Raw genomic sequence first — 22,081 nt, 5'->3', positions numbered from 1 at the left:
TCAGATCCCCACATTGAAGCCGCCGGACCAGGTCTGCATCTGCTGCACCAGACTGTTCCAGGCACCGGTCAGCAGCAGCACACCGGTCACGATCATCATCGAGCCGCCGATGCGCGTCACCCACACATAGTGGCGCTTGACCCAGGCGAAGGCACCGAGGGCCTTGCGGAAGCCGATCGCGGTGAGGACGAACGGTACGCCGAGGCCGAGGCAGTAGACGACCATCAGCAGCGAGCCGCGCGCGGCGCTCGACTCCTGGAAGGAGAGGAAGTTCACCGAGGAGAGCGTCGGGCCCATGCAGGGTGTCCAGCCGACGCCGAAGAGGGCACCGAGTATGGGCGCCCCCAGCAGGCCGCCCGTCGGCCGCTTGTGGAAGCGGAACTCGCGCATGGTGAACCAGGGCAGGAGCCCCATGAAGAAGACACCCATGGCGATCATGACCAGGCCGAGCACCTTGGACAGGGTGCTCTGGTAGTCGATCAGGTTGGAACCGAAGTAGCCGAAGAGCGCACCGCCGGAGACGAACACGGCGCTGAAGCCGAGCACGAACAGGGAGGCGCCGGCCACCATCCGCCCCCGCCTGGCCTCGGCCAGGTCGGTGCCCGCGACGCCGGTCACATAGGAGAGGTAACCGGGGACCAGCGGCAGCACACAGGGCGAGAAGAAGGAGACGAGCCCGGCGAGCAGCGCGATCGGCAGAGCGACCAGCAGGGCGCCGTGCAGGACCGTCTCGTTGCGGCCCGTCTCCGCGGCCAGCGTCAGCAGTGCGCTCACGTCACTTCTCCGCCAGGACCGGCTTGAGCATCTTCAGCAGACCCGTGTCGTCGAGCGCCTCCAGGGCCCGCGCGGCGACCTTGCCGTGCCGGTCGATGACGAGCGTGGAGGGGATGAGCTGCGGGTTGAGGGTGCCCTTCTTGAAGCGGAGCATCAGCTTGCCCGTGGGGTCGTACAGGCTCGGATACTCGACGCCGTGCTCCTTCTCGAAGTTCACGGCCGGGGTGGTGCTGGTGTCCCGGGTGTTGATGCCGACGAACTGGACGCCCTTGTCCCGGTACTCCTTGGAGACCTTGGCGAAGTACTGCGCCTCCTCGCGGCACGGTCCGCACCACGAGCCCCAGACGTTGATGACGACGACCTTGCCCTTGTAGTCGGCGACGTCCAGGGTCTTGCCGTCGATGGTCCTGCCCGACAGGTCCGGAGCCGTGGCGCGCTTGCCGGCGGGGACGGTGTCGATGCCGTTGTTGCCGGTGACGAAGTTGGTGTCGCCACCGCCTCCGGAGGTGCCGCCCTTACCGCACGCGGACAGGGTCACGGCCGCGACGGCGGCCACAGCGCTGAGCAGGACGGCGCGGCTACGGGTACTCATGTGAAAAGTTTCGCATGCCTGTTCCGGGGGCTTCGCGCGCCCCCCTGCCGGGCGGAAAACCGCATTTCAGGGCGTATTTACACGGGACATTTCGGGCGTCGCACGCACTCAGGCCGCGTCGGAGGACGCCGACTTGGTGCCCCGCAGGAACTCCTTCCAGCCGCCCGCCGGCCGCTGCCCGACCTCGAGCGTCCGCAGCTTGGCGAGCACCTCGGGCTTCTGCACGTCCATCCAGTCCACGAACTGCCGGAAGGAGACCAGCCGTACGTCGGCACCCTTCTCCTTCTCGCGCGCGATGTGCTTGAAGGCCTCCTCGACGGAGTCCATGTAGATGCCGCCGTTCCACTGCTCGAAGTGGTTGCCGACGAAGAACGGCGCCCGGTTTGTCTCGTATGCCCGCTGGAATCCCTGGATGTATGCCTGCGCGGACTGCCTGCGCCAGCCGGGGTAGTTGTAGGCGGGCGCCTTGGTGGAGTTCAGGGACTGGTTGGCGAGCATGTTGTAGTCCATGGACAGGACCTCGAAGGAACGTCCGGGGAAAGGTATCTGCTGCAACGGCAGGTCCCAGATCCCCAGCTTCTTCCCCGGCCACACCTGACGGCCGCCCGGCGAGGAGGCGTCGTAGCGCCAGCCCAGCTTGCGGGCCGTGGGCAGCAGGTTGTTCTGGCCGAGCAGACAGGGCGTACGACCGCCGACCAGCTCCTTGTCGTAGTCGAACGGCAGCGGGGGCAGATCGGTCCAGCCGGTGTTGGTCCGCCACTCCTTCACGAACGCCTTGGCCTGCCGGATCTCGCTCGCCCACTGCTGCGGGGTCCAGTTGCCGACCGTGCCCGTACCGGCGCAGAAGTGCCCGTTGAAGTGGGTCCCGATCTCGTGGCCCTCCAGCCACGCCCGGCGCACGTTCGTCAGCGTGGCCTTGATGTGCTCGTCGGTGAGGTAGCCGATGTCGGAGGCACCGCGCGGGTTGTTCGGCGGCTCGTACAGCCGCTTCTTCGACTCGGGCAGCAGATACAGCCCCGAGAGGAAGAAGGTCATGGCCGCGCCGTGCTCCTTGGCCAGGTCCAGGAAGCGCGGGAAGAGACCGTTGCCGACCTCGCCGGCGCCGTCCCAGGAGAAGATCACGAACTGCGGCGGGGTCTGCCCCGGCTCCAGCGGCTCGGGCCTGGCCGGCTGGTGCGGCTGCTCGCCGGTGAAGGAGGTGGAGCCGTCGCCGAGGGGCCGCGCCGGATGCGCGGTGCTCCCGCCGCCCGCCCGCCCGGGCTTGCCCTGGCCGGAACCGTTCGGGTGGCCACCGCCGTCCGAGGACGTGAGGCTCCCGCAGCCGGCGAGCGAGGCGGCGGCCGCCGCGCCCGCGCCGAGGCCGAGCATTCCCCGCCGGGAGAAGGTCCGGGAGAAGGTGGGCATGGAAATCCCCGATTCGTCGCTGCCTGCTGGACACCCAGTCAGAGGGCAGGACGATCGGGGAGGTTCCGCTGATTCTTCTGATTTTCGTAACGGAAACCGTAAAAGTGCGCTAAGCGACACCAAACGGACCGTCAGTGACGACTGATACCGGTCAAGCGCCGAAGGCCTTCCCCTGGGCGGTGCCCTGGCCCTTCTGGGGCTTGGCGCCGGCGCGCAGATGGACCGGGACCAGATCGATGGCGGGCTCGCTGTAGCCCACGGAAACGATCCTGTCACCCAGGTATGTGAAAGTCGTCAGGGAAGCGAGCGTGCACTGCCGCTTGCGCGGGTCGTGCCACAGCCGCCGCCGCTCGACGTACGAGCGCACGATCCAGATCGGCAGCTGATGGCTGACCAGCACCGCCTCGTGCCCGCGCGCCCGGTCCTTGGCCGCGTTCAGCGCGCCCATCATCCGCACGACCTGGTCCACGTACGGCTCGCCCCACGACGGCCGGAACGGGTTGACGAGGTGCTTCCAGTTGTCCGGATTGCGCAGGGCGCCGTCGCCGACGCCGAACGTCTTGCCCTGGAAGATGTTCTCGGCCTCGATCAGCCGCTCGTCGCTGTCGAGATCCAGCCCGTGCGCTTTCGCGATCGGCGTGGCGGTCTCCTGCGCGCGCTCCAGCGGGGAGGCGCAGACATAGGTGACGTCCCGCGGGGCCAGGTGCTCGGCGACCCGCTCGGCCATCCGCCGGCCCAGCTCGGACAGGTGGTAGCCGGGCAGCCGCCCGTACAGAATCCCGTCCGGGTTCTCGACCTCGCCGTGCCGCATGAGGTGGACGACGGTGACGTCCTTGCTGCTGTCGCTCATTCTGCCGTGGCCTCCGCAGCCGCCCGGGCCGCCGCCGGAAGGGCGTCGGCGATCTTCTGAATGGCCCGCTCGTCATGGGCCGTGGACACGAACCAGGACTCGAAGGACGACGGCGGCAGATAGACGCCGTTCGCCAGCATCGAATGGAAGAACGCGGTGAAACGGTACGACTGCTGTCGCTTGGCGTCCTCGTAGTCGCGCACCTGCCGGTCCGTGAAGAACACGGAGAACATGTTGGAGGCGGTCTGCACCCGGTGCGCGACGCCCTCCTTCGACAGCGCCTCGCTGACGAGCGTCCGGATCTGCTCGGAGACGGCGTCGACCTTGTCGTAGGCCGCGTCGTCGAGCAGCCGCAGCTGGGCGAGACCGGCGGCGGTGGCGACGGGGTTACCGGAGAGGGTGCCGGCCTGGTACACGGGCCCGGCGGGGGCGAGGTGCGCCATCACATCGGCGCGCCCGCCGAACGCGGCGGCCGGGAACCCGCCGCCCATGACCTTCCCGAAGGTCATCAGGTCGGGCGCGACGCCCTCCACGCCGTACCACCCGGCGCGGCTGGTGCGGAAGCCGGTCATCACCTCGTCGGAGATGAACAGGGCGCCGTTGCGCCGGCAGGAGTCCTTGAGGGCCTGGTTGAAGCCGGGGTCCGGCGGCACGACACCCATGTTGCCCGGCGACGCCTCGGTGATCACACAGGCGATCTCTCCGGGGTGCCGGTGGAAGGCCTCCTGCACGGCCTCCAGGTCGTTGTACGGCAGCACGATCGTGTCGCCGGCCTGGGCGCCGGTGACGCCGGGCGTGTCGGGCAGCGCGAACGTGGCCACACCGGACCCGGCCGCGGCGAGCAGCGAGTCGACGTGCCCGTGGTAGCACCCCGCGAACTTGATCACCTTGGACCGCCGGGTGAACCCGCGGGCGAGCCGGATGGCGGACATGGTCGCCTCGGTCCCGCTGCTGACGAGCCGCACCTGCTCGACGGGCTCGACCCGGGCGACGATCTCCTCGGCGAGCGCGACCTCGCCCTCGCCGGGCGTGCCGAAGGACGTACCGCGGGCCACGGCCTCCTGGACGGCGGCGATGACCTCGGGGTGCGCGTGCCCGAGGATCATGGGTCCCCAGGAGCACACGAGGTCGACGTACTCGCGCCCGTCGGCGTCGGTCAGGTAGGCCCCCTTGCCCGACACCATGAACCGGGGCGTGCCGCCGACGGCGCGGAAGGCCCGCACCGGGGAGTTCACTCCGCCCGGCGTGACGACGGAGGCACGGTCGAAGAGCGCCTGTGAGACGGGCGCGTCGTAGGGATAGGGCGTTTCGCTCATGGCACTCATGACGTGCGACTACTCCGGCTTCTCGGACTCCGGTTGCGGGGTGACCTCCTCAGGGTAGGCCGAAGGGCGCGCCGAGCCCCGGCCGGACCGTGCCGATCGGACGCGATGGGCCCGGGATCAGACGCGGCGGGTCCAAGATCAGACGCGACGGATCCCAAGATCAGGCGCGGCGGGTCCCAAGATCACAGCGGTGCCATCCCTCATCTGCGAGACTGAGACCTGATACACAAAGCCCATACGCACGTACTCATCAGGGGCCGGATGATCAGGGCCGGGAATCCCCCCGCGTGGACTGTTGTTCCACCGCACGTTTCGGCGGGCGGCCGTGGGGGAGGTCACTGACACGATGATCGGGTTGCGCGGCGGGGGCCACGCGTCCTAGAAAAGCAGTCGGGTGGAGATATGCATCGCGGTGGCGGACTGGGCGAGGGGACTGATGACCTGGGTCCTCGACGTGCCCGGCGGGGAAGGCACCGGCGCGACGCGGAGGAAACGACCGAGACACGTCAGACACAGGGTGTACCGAGTGAGCCCGAGCGGTACGACCGGCAGATCGACCGGGAACTCGACCGCCGGCTCGACCAGCGGGCCGACCGCCTCCGGGCGGGGAGCAGGAATGGTGGTCGGGTGGGGGTGACGTACAAATACTTCGGCGCGCCGGACGGCGCGACCGCGGCCCGCGTCCCCATCTCGATGCGTCCCGAGGAACTCGGCGGCGACGAGCTGGGCATGAACGGCATGTTCACCAAGATCAAGCCGGAGACGATGGCCGCGATGGTGCTGACCGGCATCGAGGGCGTCCCCCTGCACAAGGTGCCACCCCTGGAACTGGTCGTCCTGCACCCCGACTACGCGGTCGTCAAACTCCCCATGACGGTCGTGGACCCCCTCCGCGGAATCGGCGAGGAAGCGGTCGGCGCGGCGGCCTTCATCTGGTCGACGGTTCCCGACCGGGGCGGTCCGCGGGATGCGTTCAATGTGTACCAGTTGCTTCATGAGTGGCAGGACTTCAGCCACCGGTTGCATGAGGCGGGGCATCAGCCGTACTGCCTGGTGTGGCCCTGAGTTCGTCGCGTCACCTCTGGTGCGGGCTGATCAGGAGTAGGGCGACGTCGTCGTTGCGGGGTGTGGTGTGGTGGGCGGCGGCGATGAGGGTGTCGGCGAGGGCGTCCATGGGCTGGTTGCCGGCGTGGGCGAGCTGGTCGGCGAGGGCGGTGATCGCGTCCTCGATGTCGGTGCCGGGCGCTTCGACGAGTCCGTCGGTGTACAGGGCGAGCACGGCACCGGGAGGCAGCGGGACGGTCGTCGCCGGGTAGTCGGCGGCGGGGTCGATGCCGAGCAGGAGCCCGGGAGGCGGGTGGAGGATCTCGGCGTGGCCGTCCGGATGGCGCAGGATCGGCGGGGGATGTCCCGCGGTGGCCAGGCGGACGCGGTGGTGGGCGAGGTCGAGGTCGGCGTAGAGGCAGCTGGTGAACAGGCCCGCGTCGAGGTCGGTGAGCAGACGGTTGGTGCGGGCGAGGACCTCGCCGGGCGGTGCGCCGGCGGTGGCGTGCACGGCGGTGCGGACCTGTCCCATGAGGGTGGCGGCCTGGACGTTGTGGCCCTGGACGTCTCCGATGGCCGCGGCGGCGGCTGTCTCGCCGAGGCGGATGAGGTCGTAGAAGTCCCCGCCGACGTCCATGCCGTAGCTGGCGGGAAGGTAGCGGGCGGCCACGTCCAGACCGGGAATACGGGGCAGCGTGCGCGGCAGCAGGCCGGCCTGGAGGTCGTGGGCGAGCTGCTGCGTGGCGTCGTAGAGACGGGCGCGGTCCAGCGCCTGGGCGATCAGCCCGGCGGTCGAGATGAGAACGGAGCGCTCCTCGGCGGGAAAGGTGCGCGGCCGGTCGTAGGCGAGGACCAGTGAGCCGACGGGGCGTCCGGAAGTGATCAGCGGCAGGAACGCCCAGGCTGCCATGTCGTCCTGGCGGACGGCGGGAGGATAGGCCCGTTTGAGGTCGCCGAAGGTGCCGAAGAAGCTCGGGATCCCTGTCGTCAGGACGTGCACCGCCGGAGTGTCGGAGGTGAGCGGAGCCGTGTCGAAGCGGTCCATGAGCTGGGCGGAGTAGCCGTGGTAGCCGATGATCCGCAGTCTGCCCTCCTCGGCGGCCATCAGCACCAGGGCCTGGGCGTCGAAGGCGGACAGGATCTGGTCGGCGACGCGTTCGACGACATCCTGGGCGCCGACCGCTTCGGTGAGCGTGGCGGCCAGGTGCATCAGGTGGTAGAGGGCCGTGGCCCGGCCGGGATCCGCCGCGGGCGCGGGGTGCAGCAGATGCGGAGGGAGCACGGCATCAGCGGAGGACGTGGGCACGATGCGCACGCTGATGCCGGACGCGTCCGGGTACAGGTGGAACGACAGCCACTGTTCGGGGGGCCGCCGGGCGGTGAAGGACGTCGGCCGGCGGCTCAGCACCGCGGCCCGGTAGCGGTCTTCGGCGGCCGGGTTGTCCAGCCACGCGAGCGCCTCCCAGAGCCGGGCGCCCAGCAGGTCGGGAATGCCTGCGCCGAGCAGCTCCGCCGCGGCGGTGGTGAGGAAGGTGATCCGGCCGTCCGGGTCGAGCGCGCAGCAGCCGCTGGGCAGGCGCTCGGCGAAGTCGGCCGCGGCCTGCGCTTCGGCCGGTCCGGCGGCGCGGTTCCGCGGCGGAGACAGGATCCGCGGCTCGGGCCCGGCCAGTGCGCGGCCGCTGTCGGCGGCGTGCCGCAGGATCAGGCCCAGGTGGTGGCAGGCGTCGGCGATCGCCTCACGCTCCTGTGCGCTCAGCGTGGGAGGGTGCGCGCTGGACCAGTGCAGCACCAGCCCGCCCCACGTCCGTGGGCCGGTACCGACCGGCGCGGCGACCAGCGCGAACGGATGCGGCAGGACGAGTGCCAGCTGCGGATAGCGGCGCGCCAGCTCCTCCTGGCAGCCGATCCACACCAGACCTCCCTGCCGCACCGCGTCGCTCACCGGGCTCACGGCGGGCAACGGAACGCGTGCCCAGGGCGAGGCGATCCGTCGGGAGATTCCGCTCAGCACCGCGAGCTGGAGTACCTGCTCGTCCGGGGACAGGACGTAGACCGCGCCGGCGTAGGCACCGGTCTTCCGGACGCAGTGCTCCAGGACCGCGTCCACGGCGTCCGGTCCGAAGCCGGGAGTACGAGCGTCAGTGGCCGTGTCGGACACGTTTCACCCTCCCGTGCAGGAACACCGGCGGCGACGAGCGGGCGGCTCCGGCAGCGCGACACTGCACCGGCCGTACCAGGGCACTCATATACGGACCATACGTCCAGCGGGCGGTGACGGCAGTGCGCTGTCCCGACCGGGTCGGGCGTCCCGTCGAACCGAGCGGCGGATACCCAGGTCGGCGTCAGCGCACCGTGCCGACCACGGGGGCCAGCAGCTCCAGCGCTTCCTCCCAGCGGAAGCGGTCCGCCGCGCCGCCGGCCATCGGCTGGTGTGGTTCGGACGAGCCGATCAGGACGCCCATCCCCCGCAGCCGGTCCAGGCTCTGCCGATAGGCGGGGTGGGCGGCCTGGGCGGAGTTCAGGTAGGGCAGGGCCACGGTCGGGATGCCCATGCCGTACGCCTCGCACAGGATGCCGAGAGCCAGGGTGTCGGAGATTCCGGCGGCCCACTTGTTGATCGTGTTGAAGGTGGCCGGGGCGACGGCGATCGCGTCCGGGGGCGGCAGCGGGCGCGGGTCTCCCGGTGAGCGCCAGGCGGAGCGGATCGGGTAGCCGGTCCGGGCCTCGACCGCCTTGGCGTCGATGAAGCCGAGGCCCTGGGGTGTGGCGATGACACCGACGTCCCAGTTCGCCTCCTGGGCGGCGGTGATCAGCTTGCCGACGTCATGGGCGACGCCGCTCGCGCAGACGACGACGTACAGGAAGGGCTTCTTTTCCGGGGCGGTCGACTCGGTCACGCGGGCACTCCCAGGTGGCGGCTGAAGCGGCGAAGTTCCGGCAGGCTACGTCGGCGGTGCCAGGAAAGGGAGCCGCGGGGGACTGAGCCTGGGACCGGCTGGGGTTCATGTGCCAGGAGCTGGGCTGAGGCGCGGCCACCGACCCCTCGCGTGCCGGCGGCTCTCGCCGGTTCAGGCCTCGGTGACGTGGGCGACCGTGATGTGGTGGTCCTGACCCGGGGCTTCCAGCTCGTCCACGGCCGCTACGGCCAGGTCCTCGGCGCTGATCCAGGAGCGGCCGTCGGGCGTGGTCAGGAGGGTGGTCGTACCGCGGCGGTAGCGGGCGGTGCGGGGGCCGGGTTCCAGGAGGGCCGGGGGGCTCAGGTAGACCCAGTCCGTGTGGGGGTGGGTCCGGCAGGTGCGCAGTTGGGCCACTCCCGCCGCCGCGACCGGCTGCAACGGCGCTGGGACGTAGACGGGGTTGTCGGCCACCAGGACGTCGGGGGCGCCGGGGCTGCGCAGGGCACCGGCGCCGCCGATCACCAGGACGCGGATGCCCAGCTGTGCGGCCGCGTCCAGGACCGTCCGGGTCGCGCCGAGCAGGAAGTCCTCGTCCACCGGATGGGTGCGTACGGCCAGTACGACGGCGTCCGCGCCCGAGTCCGCCAGCGCCCTGTGGACGGCGTCCGGGTCGTTCACGTCGACCGGGACCGGCGTCACATGCGGGTGTTCGCTCGTCGGCTTGCGGGACAGGGCCAGGACCCGGTGTCCGCGTGCGGCGGCCTCGGTGATCACCCGGCTGCCGACCATCCCGGTGGCGCCGAGGACAGCGATCGTCAGGCGTGGTCTCATCGGTTCCGATTCCCTTGTCTTCTCGGTCATCTGCTCTGTCTTCTTCTGCGTCTTCTTCTCTGTCTTCTTCGGTGGGTTCAGCTGGGCGACGAGCATCGCCGTGAGGGCCAGGGCGAAGCCGAACGTCTGGAGCAGGTTCAGGGACTCGCCACGGGCCGTGCCGATGACCGTGGCGACCAGCGGCGAGAGGAGGACGAGCGGGGCGGAGGCGCCGACCGGGAGGCGGGCTATGCCACGGAACCAGAGCGTGTACGCGATCAGGCCGCCCATGCTGCCGAGCCACAGGTAACCGACGGCCGCCCCGGCGTCGATCCGCGGCGGCAGCCCCTCGACCGTCGAAGTCAGCGGCAGCAGGAGCAGGCCTCCCGCCGTGAGTTGCCAGGCGGCCAGGGTGAGCGGGCCCGCGCCCGGGGGACGGCCCCAGCGCTTGGTGAGGACGACGCCGACGGCCATCGCGGCCGTACCGCCGAGGCCGGCGAGTACGCCGACGGCGTCCAGGCGGGCCCTCGGACCCAGGACGACGAGTCCGACGCCGACCACGCCGAGCACGCCCCAGGTCCAGCGCCGGACGGTCGGCCGGTCCTGGAGCACCGGGATCGCCAGGGCGGCGACCAGCAGCGGCTGGGTGGCGCTGAGGGTGGCGGCGACCCCGCCGGGAAGTCGTTCGGCCGCCAGGAACAGCAGCGGGAACAGGGCGCCGATGTTGAGCGCGCCGAGGACTCCGGCCTTCCACCACCAGTCGCCGCGCGGGAGGACGCGGGTGAGCGCCAGGCCGAGCAGCCCGGCGGGCAGGGCGCGCATGAGGCCGGCGAACAGGGGGTGGCCGGGTGGGAGGAGTCCGGTGGTGACGACGTAGGTCGTGCCCCAGGCGGCGGGGGCGAGGGCGGTCAGGAGAACGGTTGCCGCTCTGTCGGCGTAAGCAGGCATGCAAGAAGTCTCGGCAGCGCCGTCGATGCGTCCAACACATGCTTGTCATCGCAGCCATGCACGAGAACGATGGATGCGTGGACCTCCAGCAGATGCGGTACGTCGTCGCCGTCGCCGAGACCCGTAACTTCACCCGGGCCGCCGAGCGCTGTTTCGTGGTGCAGTCCTCGCTCAGTCACCGGATCGCGGGCCTGGAGCGGGAGTTGGGGGTACGGCTGTTCGCGCGGTCCAGCCGACGGGTCGAACTCACCGGTGCCGGGGAGGCGTTCGTGGCCCGGGCCCGGGAGGCTCTGGCCGCCGCCGACCTCGCCGTGGCCGACGCGGCCGCCGCGACCGGGGTGGTACGGGGGCGACTCACCGTCGGCGTGATCGTGACCGCCGCCGCCGTGGACGTACCGGAGCTGTTGCAGCGGTACCGGGCGCGGCACCCGGAGGTCCGGGTGATGCTCCGCTCCGGACGCAGTGACGATCTGGCGGCGGCGATCCGGAACGGGGACGTGGACATCGCCTTCCTGGGGCTGCCGGAGGGTGAGCGGCCCTCCGGGGTGGAGAGCGTGGTGCTCGATCACGACGAGCATGTGCTGGTGGTGGCGGCCGGGCACCGGCTGGCCGGGGCGGACCGGGTCACGCTGGGGGAGATCGCCGAGGAGACGTTCGTGGACTTCGTGACCGGGACGCCCGCCCGGGCCCAGTCGGATCAGGCGTTCGCGGCGGCCGGCCTGGTCCGCGATGTGGCGTACGAGGCCGGGGTCGTCGAGCTGATCACCCGGCTGATCGCGCGCGGGCTCGGGATCGCGTTGCTGCCCTCGGCGTTCATCCGCCCGCTGGCCGCCGACGACCCCGGGCTGGCGCTGGTCCCGGTGGTCGACGGGCCGCGCCGCACCGAGTACCTGGCCTGGAGCCGCTTCAACCCGAGCCCGGCCACCCGCGCGATGCTGGACGTTCTCGGGGTGAGGGCGGGGGCGTAGGCCGTCGTCGGCCGGCCAGGGGCGGTCAGCGTGCGTCCAGGGCGGGCAGGGTCGGCTCGGTGGGGGCCGTCGTACCGGCCAGCAGGCGCAGGGCCGCGTCGGACGGGGTGCCGGGTTCGGCCGTGTAGGCGATGAGGCGTTGGCCCGCGGGGCCCGGGAGGCACAGGTTCTCGAAGCTCAGCTCCAGCGTGCCGACCGCCGGGTGGCGCAGGGACTTGCCGCCCGAGGTGCAGGTGCGGACCGGGTGCCGGGCCCAGAGGGCGGTGAACTCGTCGCTCTGGATGGACAGATGGCCGATCAGCTCGGCCAGTGCGCGGTCGTCCGGGTGCCGGCCGGCGACCAGGCGCAGGGAGGCCACCGCCAGGTGCGCCTCCTCCTTCCAGTCGGCGTACAGGGCCCGGTAGCGCTCGTCCAGGAACAGCATCCGGACCAGGTTGGGGCGGGCGGTGGGGGTGTCCGGCGCGTCCCGGGGAAGGTGCGGGGCGAGCAGGGCGTGGCCGAGCCGGTTCCAGGCCAGGACGTCGTTGCGCCGGTCCAGGATGAGTGCCGGTACGTCGGTCATGGCGGCGAGCAGCTGGCGGGCCGACGGGGTCGCGTGTTCGGCGCGGGGTGCGGCCGGGCGGCGCCGGGCCGCGGGCCGGGCCAGGTCCCTGAGGTGGGCGGTCTCGTCCTCGGTGAGGCGCAGGGTGCGGGCGATGGCGTCCAGCACGGAGTCGGAGACGCCGGCCGCGCGGCCCTGTTCGAGGCGGGTGTAGTGGGTGATGCTGACGCCCGCGAGCAGGGCCAGCTCCTCGCGGCGCAGCCCGGCGACCCGGCGGCGGGCCGGCGCGGTCGTGATCCCGACGTCCTCCGGCCGCACGGCGGCGCGGCGGGACTTGAGGAAGTCTCCCAGCTCGGACGACGCGTCCATGTAGGCCTCCGGGGGTGGGGCGGGTGCCCGCGCGGGTGGGGGCGTGCGCCCCCTGGGTGTGCGGCGGTCGTCGTCCATCCTGCCCGGCGGGCGGCGCGAACGGGATGCCTGAGGGTGGTCACGCGATGACCACCCTCGCGACGGCCGGTCGCACGGGGGTGCTGGTTGGGAGGGGCGGCAGGGACGAGCCTCTTGCCCGACAACTCCGCCGTGCGTCGGCGACTTCGCCATGCGTCGGCGACTCCGCCGTGCGTCGGCGACTCCGCCAACAGAGGGGACCGTTCCGTCATGTCCGTCACCGCCACCCGTCAACCCCCCGGTGCCTCCGCCGTCCTCACCCCCCGGCTCCGCCTGGTGCTGGTGCTGCTGCTGGCGGCTCAGTTCATGCTGGCCGTGGACTTCTCCATCCTGAACGTGGCCCTGCCGGTGATCGGCGCCGGCCTCGGCTTCTCGCTCGCCCGTCTCCAGTGGATCGGCACGGCGTTCGCTCTCTGCGCGGCCGGGTTCACCCTGCTGTTCGGGCGGGTCGCCGACCTCTTCGGCCGCCGTCGGCTGTTCCTCACCGGCCTCGTCGTCCTCGGCGCGGCCTCGCTGGCGGGCGGGCTGGCGCGGAGCCCCGACGTGCTCGTCGTGGCCCGGGTGTTCCAGGGACTGGCCACCGCCGCGGTGACCCCGGCCGGTCTGTCGCTGCTGACGACGTCCTTCCCGGAGGGGCCGCTGCGGGAGAAGGCGCTCGGGCTCAACGGGGCGCTGATGTCGGCCGGTTTCACCACGGGCGCGATCCTCGGCGGCCTGCTCACCGACCTGCTGTCCTGGCGCTGGGCGTTCTTCATCAACGTACCGGTGGCCCTCGCCGTGCTCCTCGTCGCGCCCGCCGTCATCGCCGAGTCCCGGCCCGAGGAGCGTCCGAAGCTGGACGTGCCGGGTGCCGTCACGGTGACGCTCGGGCTGCTGGTGGTCGTCCTCGGTCTGACACAGGCCGGTGAGCACGGCTGGGGCGCGCCGGCCGCGCTGCTGCCGCTGGCGGCCGGGGCGGTGCTGCTGCTCGTGTTCGGGGCGGTGGAACGCCGGGTGTCCGCGCCGCTGGTGCCGCCGCACGTGCTGGGCAGGCGGTCGGTGGCGTGGGGGAACGTCGCCGGTCTGGTCGCGTTCCTGACCGAGACGTCCCTGGTGTTCCTGCTGACCCTGTACCTCCAGGAGGTGCTCGGCTTCTCGCCGTTGGCCGCCGGGCTGTCGTTCGGTGTGCTGGGCGCGGGGACCGTCGTCGGCGGCGCCCTCGCCCCGCGTCTGATCGGCCGGCTCGGCGCCACCCGGGTGCTGCTGGCCGGCGGCCTCGGCCAGGCCCTCTGCACGGCGGCCCTGCTCGGGCTCGGCACCGGCCGTTCCTCGCTGTGGCTGCTGCTGGCCGCGACCTTCGCGGGCGGTGTGGGCAACATGCTGGTCATCGTCGGCTTCATGGTGACCGCCACCTCGGGTCTCGCCGACCGGGAGCAGGGGCTGGCCACCGGGCTCGCGACGATGACCCAGCAGATCGGGATCACCATGGGTACGCCGGTGATGAGTGCCGTCGCCACCGCCGCCATGAGCGGTACGGGCGCCGTGGCCGTCCTCGGCGGCCTCAAGACGGCGATCGCGCTGAACGCGGCCCTGGCGCTCCTCGGCACCGTCACGAGCGCGCTGTTCCTGCGGGAAAGGGCGCGGTGACGGTCGGTCCCTGGCCCGGCCGCTCAGTTTCCAGCGGTCAGTCCCAGTGCCGGCCGCTCGGTCCCGGGCCCGGCCGCTCAGTCCCAGTGCCGGCCGCTCAGTCCAGTTGCAGGCGGTCCGCCAGCCCCGCCTCCTCGAACGCCCGCACCACGTCATCCCGGGTCTCGGTGAAGTGGGCCCAGCTGTCGCAGTGCGCCGGGACCACCCGGCGCGCTTCGAGGAGCCGGGCGGCGGTCGCCGTACCGGCGCCGTCGAGGACGAGGAGGGCGTTGTCGAGGACGGGCAGACGGGGTGCGCCGGCGAAGAGGACTGCGGTGTCGACGGGCGCGTACCGGGCGGCGATCTCCTTGACCAGGTCCAGGGAGGCGTTGTCGCCGCTGACGTAGACGCTGGGCAGGTCGGTGGCGGTCAGCAGGAAGCCGGTGACCTCGCCGACGATCGGCTCGGAGCCCTCGGGGCCGTGCAGGGCGGGCGCGGCGGTGACGGTGACCGTGCCGCCGTCGGGGCGGGGCAGGTCCACGGACTGCCAGGGGGTGAGCGGCTCGGTACGGCCGCCGAGCCGGCCGGCCGCCGCGGGGGTGGTGAAGGTGCGGGGTACGTCGGCGAGGAGGGCGCGGCCGGAGTGGTCGAGGTTGTCGGCGTGCTGGTCGTGGGAGAGCAGGACGACGTCGACCGGGCCGAGTCCGGCGAGCGGGACGCGGGGCGGGGCGGTCTTGGTGAGGACCCGGCCGCTGGGCGCCGGGTAGTCGCCGGGGTCGTCGAAGGTCGGGTCGGTGAGGAAGCGGAGGCCGCCGTACTCGATGAGGACGGTGGGACCGCCGAGGACCTGGACGGGGATCTGCATACCGCTCACCTCATGGACAGATTCGGTTTCATCCGTGAGGGACGCTAGCCCTTTCTCATGGATGGGCGCAAGGCCTACCATGAGAGGCGTGAACCTGCCCCCCGCTCCCGGCGCCGAGCAGCACCTCGCCCTCGACCTCGCCAACACGGCGGTCACCCTGCCCGGCGGCCGGTCGACGGACCTCCTCGGCACGCCCGCCGCCGCCGAGCACTGGCTGGTGGACCGTGGTCTCGCCCCGGCCGGCGCCGATCTGCGCGAGACGTGCGCGAGCCGGCTGCGCGTCCTGCGCGAGCAGGTCCGGACGCTGTTCGCCGCGCGGATCACCGGCGGCCCCGTCCCCACCGACGCGGTCGCCGCCCTCAACGACGCGCTCACCCGCGCCCCGGCCGCCCCGCTGCTGCACTGGCCCCCGGACCGTGGCCCGTACCGGGCCGCCGCCCACCCCACCACCCAGATCGTGGAGCACGCCCTGGCCGCCCTCGCCACCGACGCCGCCGACCTGCTGGCCGGGCCGGACGCGGAGCGCCTCACGGCCTGCGGCTCCCCGCCCTGCAACCGCTACCTGCTCCGCCACGGCCGCCGCCACTGGTGCTCCACCCGCTGCGGCGACCGCGCCCGCGCGGCCCGCGCCTACGCCCGCCGCACAGCGAAGTAGCCACCGGACAACGCCGCCTCCCCCGCCGGACAACCCTCTCCCGCGCCGCTCGGCCGACCGTACGAAGGAGTGGCCACTGCCGGCCGGCCAGCCGGCCAGCGGGCGTCAGCAGTACGGCGGCTGATGGGTGAGCGACGCCGCCACCCGCATCCACACCCCGAACTGCCGGTACAACGCTGGCAGTTCACCGGTCGCCCGGACCGTCCGGGAGTCCTCGGCCGTCACGCCGGGGATGCCCAGCAGGGTGGCGGCGACCGAGGCGGACTGCCAGCGGACGGTCAGGGTGGCCTCGGCGGCGGAGGGTGCGGGGCGGCGCGGGGCCGGGGTCAGCGCCCGGGCGACCGCCTCCTCGACGGCCCCCCGCGCCTCGGCCTCCGGCCGCAGCTCGGCCGCGAACCGGTCGTGGGCGTACTTCACCGGGACGGTGACGACCGAGGCGTCCCACTCCGTCATCTCCGCGCACGCCGCGTCGTCACCCGTGAGGGCCACCATCGGCACCCCGAGGGCCGCGGCCGTGGCATGGGCCAGGCCGATCTCGCCGACCGGGCGGCCGTCCAGCCACATGTCCTCGATCTCATGACCCATGAAGCTGTGGCTGAGCACGCCCAGCGCACCGGCCCGGGAGTGGTAGCCGACGCACAGCGCGGCGTCGTACTCCCCGGTGAGCCCCTCCAGCATGCCGAGCTGCTTGGGCCTGCCGCGCACCAGGCGGGCCGCCGGGTGCAGCGCCTCGGGGAGCAGGTTGCGCATCGGCCCGTGGGCGTCGTTGACCAGGATGTCGGACGCGCCGGCCGTCAGCGCGCCCCGTACGGCGGCGTTCACGTCCTCGGCCATCATGGCGCGGCCCCGCTCGTAGTCCCGGCCGCCCGGCTGGACGTCGTCGGCGTCGACGAGCCCGGTGATGCCTTCCATGTCCACGCTGATGTAGATCCGCACGGCGTCGACCCTAATCGACCCTACGTATTGTAGGTTCCCAATCGCCAACAGCCACCGGGCTGTTCACACGTCTGTTCAACGGGGGACCCATGCAGGACACCACGGAAGCGGAGCCCGGCGCGGAGGTCTGTGCGCGCAGCCTCGTGCCGACGCTGATCATGCTGGTCGTGAGCCTGGCCATCGCCGCCGTCGGCGTGTACGAGCTGTGCGGCTTCGGCCTGCACAGCCTGGACCGGCGCCCGCACCTGTTCAGTGACGGCCTCGCGACCGGCGGGGTGATCGTCGCCGCGGTGGCCGCCGGGGCGGCGGTGGGCAACCTGGCCTGGCTGCTGACGGCGGCCCGGCGCGGAAGCGGAGACTGAGGACAGCCGGGGGATGAGAGGCTGTGCGCCGGCTGTGCGGATCGGCACCCCTCCGTTACCCTACAAGCTGTAGGGTCTGCGATGCCCCGTCCCCGTCCCCAAGGGTGACCAGTCGCCATGCCCGTACGACAGACGACGTCCGAACAGCGGACGACCAGCGCACAAAAAACGACCCCGGCACAACAGCCGCCCCGGATCGCCCCGCAGGTCCCCGCTCCCCGCACCCCCCACCGCACCCTCCGCGTCCTCCCGCCCCGCGTCCTCTCCCCCCGCCTCCGCCGCATCGGCGGCGACGACCGGCTGCGCGCCCGCGCCGCCACGGCCACCGTCCGGTACCTGCGCCTGCTGGCCGTCCTCAACCTCGCGGCGGTCGTGTCCCTCCCCTTCCGCGAAGAGGTACACGAGCACAACGCGGGCGAGTACTTCACCCCGTACCTGGCCACCGCCGGCCTGGTGTCGGCGGCCCTCGCCCTGTTCCTCGCGGTGGTGATGCGCCGCCGCAAACGAGCCGCCTGGCTCTTCAACCTCCTCCTCGCCGGCCCCCTCTTCGGCCTCTACGCCGCCGCCCTCACCCGCGCCCCCTACCGCGAGCACGCCTTCAACTGGGTCTCCACCGCCCTCACCGGACTGTTCGTCGCCGCCCTGCTGCTCGGCCGCCGCGAGTTCGACGCCATCGGCGACCGCTCCAACCCGCGCCTGGCCCTCGCCACCGGCGTCGGCGGCACCCTCGTCGGCGGCGGCCTCGGCACGCTCCTGGTCCACGCGACGAACAAGGTCACCGGCGCGGGTCTCAAGGACGAGATCGCCTACACCCTGCTGCGCGGCATCAGCGTCGGCCCGCTCGCCGACCGCGTCACCGCCGTACAGGCCCCCCGCTGGGTGGACGTGATCGTCAACATCCTGATGGCCGTGGCGTTCCTCGCGGTCCTCTACGCCTGCTTCCGCGCCCCCCGCGGCGCCTGCCTGCTCGCGGAGGAGGACGAACGCAGACTGCGCGACCTGCTGGAACACCACGGCGAGCGCGACTCCCTCGGCTACTTCGCCCTGCGCCGCGACAAGGCCGTCATCTTCTCCCCCAGCGGCAAGGCGGCCATCGCCTACCGCGTCGTCGGCGGGGTCAGCCTCGCCTCCGGCGACCCGCTCGGCGACCCCGAGGCCTGGCCCGGCGCCATCGACGCCTGGCTCGCCGAGGCCCGCCGCCACGCCTGGACCCCCGCCGTGATGGGCGCGAGCGAGGAAGCGGGCACGATCTACGCCCGGCACGGCCTGGACGCGCTGGAACTCGGCGACGAGGCGATCGTGGACCTCGCCGACTTCACCCTCGAAGGCCGGGCCATGCGCGTGGTCCGCCAGGCCCACAACCGGGTCCGCCGGGCCGGTTACACGGTCCGCGTCCGCCGCCACGAGGACATCCCCGCCGAGGAGATGACCGTCCTCGTGGACCGCGCCGACCACTGGCGGGACGGCGCCACCGAACGCGGCTTCTCCATGGCCCTCGGCCGCCTCGGCGACCCCGCCGACGGCCGCTGCGTGATGCTGGAGTGCCGGGACGCCGACGGGGAACCGCGCGCCCTGCTCAGCTTCGTGCCCTGGGGGGAGCGCGGCCTCTCCCTGGACCTGATGCGCCGCGACCGTGCGTGCGAGAACGGCCTGATGGAGTACATGGTCGTCGAACTCCTCCTCCAGGCGAAGGAGTTGGGGATCGACCGGGTCTCCCTCAACTTCGCGATGTTCCGCTCGGTGTTCGAACGCGGCGCCCGCCTCGGCGCGGGTCCCGTCCTTCGCCTGTGGCGCTCGACCCTCACCTTCTTCTCCCGCTGGTGGCAGATCGAGTCCCTCTACCGGGCCAACGCCAAGTACCGGCCGGTGTGGGAACCCCGCTTCCTGCTCTTCGCCAAGAGCAGCGACATCCCGAGGATCGGCCTGGCGAGCGCCCGCGCGGAGGGCTTCCTCACCCTGCCGGGCCGCTCATAGCCTCCCGCACGTACAGCGACCAGTCCTTGCCCTTCCCGCCCTCGCGGTACGACGAGACCTCCCAGCCGTCGCCCTTCAGCCGCTGGTGCAGTCGGCGCAGGCCGGGGACGGCCTGGCTCGCGGGCACGTGGTCCAGCGCCCATGCGCGGAACATCCGGTAGGCACCGTCGACGGTCTTGTCCTCCAGCCCCAGCAGCCCTCCGCCGTGGCAGTAGGCGGCGCTCAGCGTGTTCTCCGTACCCGTACTCAACCACCGGCGCCGCCCCGCGCCACCCGGTCAGGTACCGGTGCCGCCGCCCGGCACGATTCCGCCTCCTACCGTGAAGCCGATGACCGCGCCTCCGCCCTCCCGGCGGAAGGCGAACGGTGCTCCGCCATGGGACATGGCCACCTCGCGGACGATGGACAGGCCGAGGCCCGAGCCGGGCAGGGAGCGGGCGTCGGCGGCGCGGTAGAAGCGGTCGAAGATGCGGACGAGGTCACCCTCGGCGATCCCCGGCCCCCGGTCCCGCACCTCCACCCGGACCGTGCCCGGCCGCGCCGGCCCGGTGATGCCGACCTCGATCGGCGCCTTGCCGCCCCGGTCGAACTTGGCCGCGTTCTCGACCAGGTTGGAGATGGCCCGCTGGAGCATCGCGGGCCGCCCGTCGGTCGTCGTGTCACCGCTCGCGCGCAGCACGATCTCCCGCCCGGTACGACGCCGGGCCAGCCCCACGACGTCCTCGGCCAGGTCGGCGAGGTCCACCCGCTGGGGCGGCTCGCCGTCGGACTGCCCGGCGGCCAGGTCGACCAGCTCGTTGACCAGGTCGGTCAGTTCCCGGGCCTCCTGGGAGAGGTCGGCGACCAGCTCCTCCCGGCTGGCGGGCGGGAGTTCGTCGATCCGCCGCAGCAGCGAGATGTTCGTACGCAGGGAGGTCAGCGGCGTACGCAGTTCATGCCCGGCGTCCTGCACCAGCCTGCGCTGGTCCTCCTCCGACTGCGCGAGCCGCCCCAGCATCCGGTCGAAGGCGCGGCCGAGGCGCCCCACCTCGTCCAGCCCGGCCACCGGCACCTGGATGCCCAGCTGCCGGGTGCGGGCGACGTCCTCCGCGGCGGACGTCAGGATCACCAGGCGCCGGGTGATCCGCCGGGCCAGCCACCAGCCGAACAGCCCGGCCGCCACCACGACCGCCGCCATCAGGATCAGCGTCCGCTGCTGGAGCGCCCGCAGCAGATCCTCGGTGTCGCTGAACTCCTGCGCGACCTGGACGGCCCCCCGCCCCTTCCCGAGCGAGACGGTGGCGATGCGGAACAGGTCCTCGTCCACCCGGACGTCCTTGTGCTCGACCACCTTCCCGGCCGTCCGCGCGACGGCCATGGCCCGGTCCCGGGAGGTGACCGGCAGCACCGGGCTGCCGTGGTCCATGATCTGCCCCTGCGCGCCGAGCACCTGGACGTCGGTGCGGGCGGGGCGGACCAGATCGTGCCCCGGCCGGGAGGAGGAGAAGTCCTCCGGACCCATCGTGTGCTGCCGCACCTCGTCCTGGACGTCCTGCACGACCTGCGTGAACACCGACTGCTGGTCCACACGGACGAGCCGCGCGGCGGAGTTGTACGACAGGATGCCGACGAGGATCGTGACGGCGGCGGTGACGGCCGCGAAGGAGACCGCGAAGGTGGTGCGCAGGGAGACCAGCTTCGGCCGGGGCCGGTCCGGCAGCCACCGGCGGCCCACCTAGTCCTCCCGGAGCACGTAACCCACGCCCCGCACGGTGTGGATCAGCTGCGGGGCACCGGGCTCGTCCAGCTTGCGGCGCAGATAGCCGACGTAGACGGCGAGGTTCTTGGAGCCGGGGCCGAAGTCGTAACCCCAGATGCGGTCGTAGATCGTGGAGTGGTCGAGCACGATGCCGGCGTTGCGCACCAGCAGTTCCAGCAGCTCGAACTCGGTACGGGTCAGTTCCAGCTCGCGCCGGCCGCGCCAGGCCCGGCGGGCCTGGAGATCCATGCGGAGACCGGCGGCCTCCACCTGCCGGTCGGAGGAGACCTGTGCCTCGGGGGAGACCTGTGCCTCGCGGACCGGGCCCTCCGGGCCGCCGCCGGGGACCGGCACCGGGCTGGTACGGCGCAGCAGCGCGCGCAGCCGGGCGAAGACCTCCTCGACGTCGAACGGCTTGACCACGTAGTCGTCCGCGCCGGCGTCCAGGCCCGCGATGCGGTCGGCGGTCTCCACGAGGGCGGTGAGCATGAGGATGGGCGTGCGGTCCCCCTCGGCGCGCAGAACCCGGCACACCTGGAGTCCGTCGATGCCCGGCATCATCACGTCGAGGACGAGCACGTCCGGCGGGTTCCGGTGCGCCTGCGCCAGCGCTTCCACGCCGTCGGCGACCGCCGTGACCTGGTACCCCTCCAGCGTCAGGGCACGCTCCAGGGCATGACGGATGGCACGGTCGTCTTCAGCGAGCAGCACAGTCTGGGGCACATCCCCAGTCTGCCAAGGCCTCCGGCGGTTCGACCGGGCCCGCTGGACCTACGATCACCCTTTTTACCGCCCTCTCACCGTCACAGGGCGAACCACCGCCCCCGTCCCCCACTCACCCACCCGAGCGAACCCCCACCCGAACCGGCAACCACTCACCACGCCCGAGCCACCACCCACCCCAAACGGCAACCACTCAGCCGCCCGAGCCACCACCCACCCCAAACGGCAACCGCTCGCCACGTCCGAGCCGCCACTCACCCCGATCGGCAACGACTCAGCCGACCGAGCGGACACCCACCCGAACCGGCAACCGCTCGCCACGCCCGAGCCGCCACCCGCCCCGATCGGCAACCACTCAGCCGCCCGAGCGGACACCCACCCGAACCGCCAACCTCTTGGCTGACCGAGTCGGGTGGGTGGGTGGGCGGAATTCAGCGCTGGAGCGCCGCGAGCTGCTCGGCGAAGGGGACAACGGCCTCCTCCCCCCGCCGCGGAGCCAACGGCATCAACGCCGCCAACTCCCCCGCCGCCCGCTCGATCCGTTCGGCGAGCCCTTCCGCGCCCCAGTCCTCGGACGCGGCGTACACCCCGGTCGGTACGACGACGGCCCGCAGGTAGGCGAA

The 22,081-nt window shown here is 72.3% G+C and carries 20 protein-coding genes and 1 pseudogene; 6 read left to right on the top strand and 15 right to left on the bottom strand.

Features of this window, described 5'->3' with window-relative positions; all coding sequences use genetic code 11:
• From ACZ4WH_RS00105 to hemL, 5 genes are all read right to left on the bottom strand, one after another.
• A complete protein-coding gene (locus ACZ4WH_RS00105) occupies positions 1 to 774 on the bottom strand; it encodes a cytochrome c biogenesis CcdA family protein (protein ID WP_468174558.1) in 774 nt (257 codons plus the stop codon).
• Between the two features lies 1 nt (position 775).
• Positions 776 to 1,366 (bottom strand): TlpA family protein disulfide reductase, encoded by a 591-nt coding sequence (locus ACZ4WH_RS00100; RefSeq protein WP_468174555.1) that lies wholly within the window; start codon positions 1,364 to 1,366, stop codon positions 776 to 778.
• Between the two features lie 108 nt (positions 1,367 to 1,474).
• Positions 1,475 to 2,770 (bottom strand): polysaccharide deacetylase family protein, encoded by a 1,296-nt coding sequence (locus tag ACZ4WH_RS00095; protein WP_468174552.1) that lies wholly within the window; start codon positions 2,768 to 2,770, stop codon positions 1,475 to 1,477.
• A 151-nt stretch (positions 2,771 to 2,921) separates the two neighbouring features.
• Positions 2,922 to 3,620, bottom strand: coding sequence for a histidine phosphatase family protein (locus tag ACZ4WH_RS00090; RefSeq protein WP_468174549.1), 699 nt, complete (start codon positions 3,618 to 3,620; stop codon positions 2,922 to 2,924).
• The gene (gene hemL, locus ACZ4WH_RS00085) at positions 3,617 to 4,936 is read right to left on the bottom strand and encodes a glutamate-1-semialdehyde 2,1-aminomutase (protein WP_356336962.1); all 1,320 of its coding nucleotides are present in this window, start codon (positions 4,934 to 4,936) and stop codon (positions 3,617 to 3,619) included. Before hemL ends, ACZ4WH_RS00090 begins: the two co-directional genes overlap by 4 nt.
• A 636-nt stretch (positions 4,937 to 5,572) precedes the next feature.
• On the opposite strand from hemL, the gene ACZ4WH_RS00080 reads away from it, so the two are divergent.
• Positions 5,573 to 6,010 carry a hypothetical protein gene (locus tag ACZ4WH_RS00080; RefSeq protein WP_003974483.1) on the top strand — a complete coding sequence of 146 codons (438 nt, stop codon included), beginning with the start codon at positions 5,573 to 5,575 and terminating at the stop codon, positions 6,008 to 6,010.
• 10 nt (positions 6,011 to 6,020) lie between these two features.
• Here ACZ4WH_RS00080 and ACZ4WH_RS00075 read toward each other — a convergent pair whose 3' ends face one another.
• The 3 genes from ACZ4WH_RS00075 to ACZ4WH_RS00065 all read right to left on the bottom strand — a co-directional run bounded on the left by ACZ4WH_RS00075 (position 6,021) and on the right by ACZ4WH_RS00065 (position 10,644).
• Positions 6,021 to 8,147: a SpoIIE family protein phosphatase gene (locus tag ACZ4WH_RS00075; protein WP_468174545.1), complete on the bottom strand. Its 2,127-nt coding sequence runs from the start codon at positions 8,145 to 8,147 to the stop codon at positions 6,021 to 6,023.
• Between the two features lie 184 nt (positions 8,148 to 8,331).
• Complete coding sequence (locus ACZ4WH_RS00070) at positions 8,332 to 8,886, bottom strand: flavoprotein (RefSeq protein WP_468174542.1); 555 nt, start codon at positions 8,884 to 8,886, stop codon at positions 8,332 to 8,334.
• 171 nt (positions 8,887 to 9,057) lie between these two features.
• Positions 9,058 to 10,644: an EamA family transporter gene (locus ACZ4WH_RS00065; protein ID WP_468174539.1), complete on the bottom strand. Its 1,587-nt coding sequence runs from the start codon at positions 10,642 to 10,644 to the stop codon at positions 9,058 to 9,060.
• A gap of 77 nt (positions 10,645 to 10,721) precedes the next feature.
• Here ACZ4WH_RS00065 and ACZ4WH_RS00060 point away from each other — a divergent pair, with 77 nt between their 5' ends.
• Entirely contained in the window at positions 10,722 to 11,612 is an 891-nt protein-coding gene (locus ACZ4WH_RS00060; protein ID WP_468175511.1) for a LysR family transcriptional regulator, read from the top strand.
• A 25-nt stretch (positions 11,613 to 11,637) separates the two neighbouring features.
• On the opposite strand, the gene ACZ4WH_RS00055 is transcribed toward ACZ4WH_RS00060, so the two are convergent.
• On the bottom strand, positions 11,638 to 12,522 hold the full coding sequence (locus ACZ4WH_RS00055) for a helix-turn-helix transcriptional regulator (protein ID WP_468174536.1): 885 nt from the start codon (positions 12,520 to 12,522) through the stop codon (positions 11,638 to 11,640).
• Positions 12,523 to 12,810: 288 nt separating this feature from the next.
• Here ACZ4WH_RS00055 and ACZ4WH_RS00050 point away from each other — a divergent pair, with 288 nt between their 5' ends.
• Positions 12,811 to 14,226: an MFS transporter gene (locus ACZ4WH_RS00050; RefSeq protein WP_468174533.1), complete on the top strand. Its 1,416-nt coding sequence runs from the start codon at positions 12,811 to 12,813 to the stop codon at positions 14,224 to 14,226.
• 97 nt (positions 14,227 to 14,323) lie between these two features.
• On the opposite strand, the gene ACZ4WH_RS00045 is transcribed toward ACZ4WH_RS00050, so the two are convergent.
• The gene (locus tag ACZ4WH_RS00045; RefSeq protein WP_468174530.1) at positions 14,324 to 15,070 is read right to left on the bottom strand and encodes an MBL fold metallo-hydrolase; all 747 of its coding nucleotides are present in this window, start codon (positions 15,068 to 15,070) and stop codon (positions 14,324 to 14,326) included.
• Between the two features lie 94 nt (positions 15,071 to 15,164).
• Between ACZ4WH_RS00045 and ACZ4WH_RS00040 the strand changes: the two genes are divergently transcribed.
• Positions 15,165 to 15,725: a CGNR zinc finger domain-containing protein gene (locus tag ACZ4WH_RS00040; protein WP_468175508.1), complete on the top strand. Its 561-nt coding sequence runs from the start codon at positions 15,165 to 15,167 to the stop codon at positions 15,723 to 15,725.
• A 105-nt stretch (positions 15,726 to 15,830) separates the two neighbouring features.
• Here the strand turns inward: ACZ4WH_RS00040 and ACZ4WH_RS00035 are convergent, their stop codons facing one another.
• Positions 15,831 to 16,661, bottom strand: coding sequence for a M55 family metallopeptidase (locus ACZ4WH_RS00035; RefSeq protein ID WP_468174527.1), 831 nt, complete (start codon positions 16,659 to 16,661; stop codon positions 15,831 to 15,833).
• 89 nt (positions 16,662 to 16,750) lie between these two features.
• On the opposite strand from ACZ4WH_RS00035, the gene ACZ4WH_RS00030 reads away from it, so the two are divergent.
• Positions 16,751 to 17,023 carry a hypothetical protein gene (locus ACZ4WH_RS00030; protein ID WP_468174524.1) on the top strand — a complete coding sequence of 91 codons (273 nt, stop codon included), beginning with the start codon at positions 16,751 to 16,753 and terminating at the stop codon, positions 17,021 to 17,023.
• 117 nt (positions 17,024 to 17,140) lie between these two features.
• Complete coding sequence (locus ACZ4WH_RS00025) at positions 17,141 to 18,997, top strand: phosphatidylglycerol lysyltransferase domain-containing protein (RefSeq protein WP_468174521.1); 1,857 nt, start codon at positions 17,141 to 17,143, stop codon at positions 18,995 to 18,997.
• Here ACZ4WH_RS00025 and ACZ4WH_RS00020 read toward each other — a convergent pair.
• The 4 genes and pseudogenes from ACZ4WH_RS00020 to ACZ4WH_RS00005 all read right to left on the bottom strand — a co-directional run.
• On the bottom strand, positions 18,975 to 19,247 hold the full coding sequence (locus ACZ4WH_RS00020; RefSeq protein ID WP_468174518.1) for a hypothetical protein: 273 nt from the start codon (positions 19,245 to 19,247) through the stop codon (positions 18,975 to 18,977). The two genes, ACZ4WH_RS00025 and ACZ4WH_RS00020, sit on opposite strands and share 23 nt — an antisense overlap.
• Before the next feature lie 27 nt (positions 19,248 to 19,274).
• Positions 19,275 to 20,711: a sensor histidine kinase gene (locus ACZ4WH_RS00015; RefSeq protein ID WP_468174515.1), complete on the bottom strand. Its 1,437-nt coding sequence runs from the start codon at positions 20,709 to 20,711 to the stop codon at positions 19,275 to 19,277.
• Positions 20,712 to 21,458, bottom strand: coding sequence for a response regulator transcription factor (locus ACZ4WH_RS00010; RefSeq protein WP_468174512.1), 747 nt, complete (start codon positions 21,456 to 21,458; stop codon positions 20,712 to 20,714). It lies immediately after the preceding gene.
• A gap of 431 nt (positions 21,459 to 21,889) precedes the next feature.
• A pseudogene (locus ACZ4WH_RS00005) lies at positions 21,890 to 22,081 on the bottom strand (oxidoreductase); the annotation flags it as partial.

This window comes from Streptomyces sp. NPDC029138, from assembly GCF_055564375.1.
The sequence above is the reverse complement of the archived record's forward strand: the minus strand, read 5'-3'. Positions and strand labels throughout refer to the sequence as shown.

Excerpts from the sequence above, each read along its gene's own strand:
- ACZ4WH_RS00095 (WP_468174552.1), bottom strand. The coding sequence starts at position 2,770 with ATGCCCACCTTCTCCCGGACCTTCTCCCGGCGGGGAATGCTCGGCCTC.
- ACZ4WH_RS00055 (WP_468174536.1), bottom strand. The coding sequence starts at position 12,522 with ATGGACGCGTCGTCCGAGCTGGGAGACTTCCTCAAGTCCCGCCGCGCC.
- ACZ4WH_RS00100 (WP_468174555.1), bottom strand. The coding sequence starts at position 1,366 with ATGAGTACCCGTAGCCGCGCCGTCCTGCTCAGCGCTGTGGCCGCCGTC.
- ACZ4WH_RS00090 (WP_468174549.1), bottom strand. The coding sequence starts at position 3,620 with ATGAGCGACAGCAGCAAGGACGTCACCGTCGTCCACCTCATGCGGCAC.
- hemL (WP_356336962.1), bottom strand. The coding sequence starts at position 4,936 with ATGAGCGAAACGCCCTATCCCTACGACGCGCCCGTCTCACAGGCGCTC.
- ACZ4WH_RS00045 (WP_468174530.1), bottom strand. The coding sequence starts at position 15,070 with ATGCAGATCCCCGTCCAGGTCCTCGGCGGTCCCACCGTCCTCATCGAG.
- ACZ4WH_RS00030 (WP_468174524.1), top strand. The coding sequence starts at position 16,751 with ATGCAGGACACCACGGAAGCGGAGCCCGGCGCGGAGGTCTGTGCGCGC.
- ACZ4WH_RS00065 (WP_468174539.1), bottom strand. The coding sequence starts at position 10,644 with ATGCCTGCTTACGCCGACAGAGCGGCAACCGTTCTCCTGACCGCCCTC.
- ACZ4WH_RS00050 (WP_468174533.1), top strand. The coding sequence starts at position 12,811 with ATGTCCGTCACCGCCACCCGTCAACCCCCCGGTGCCTCCGCCGTCCTC.
- ACZ4WH_RS00025 (WP_468174521.1), top strand. The coding sequence starts at position 17,141 with ATGCCCGTACGACAGACGACGTCCGAACAGCGGACGACCAGCGCACAA.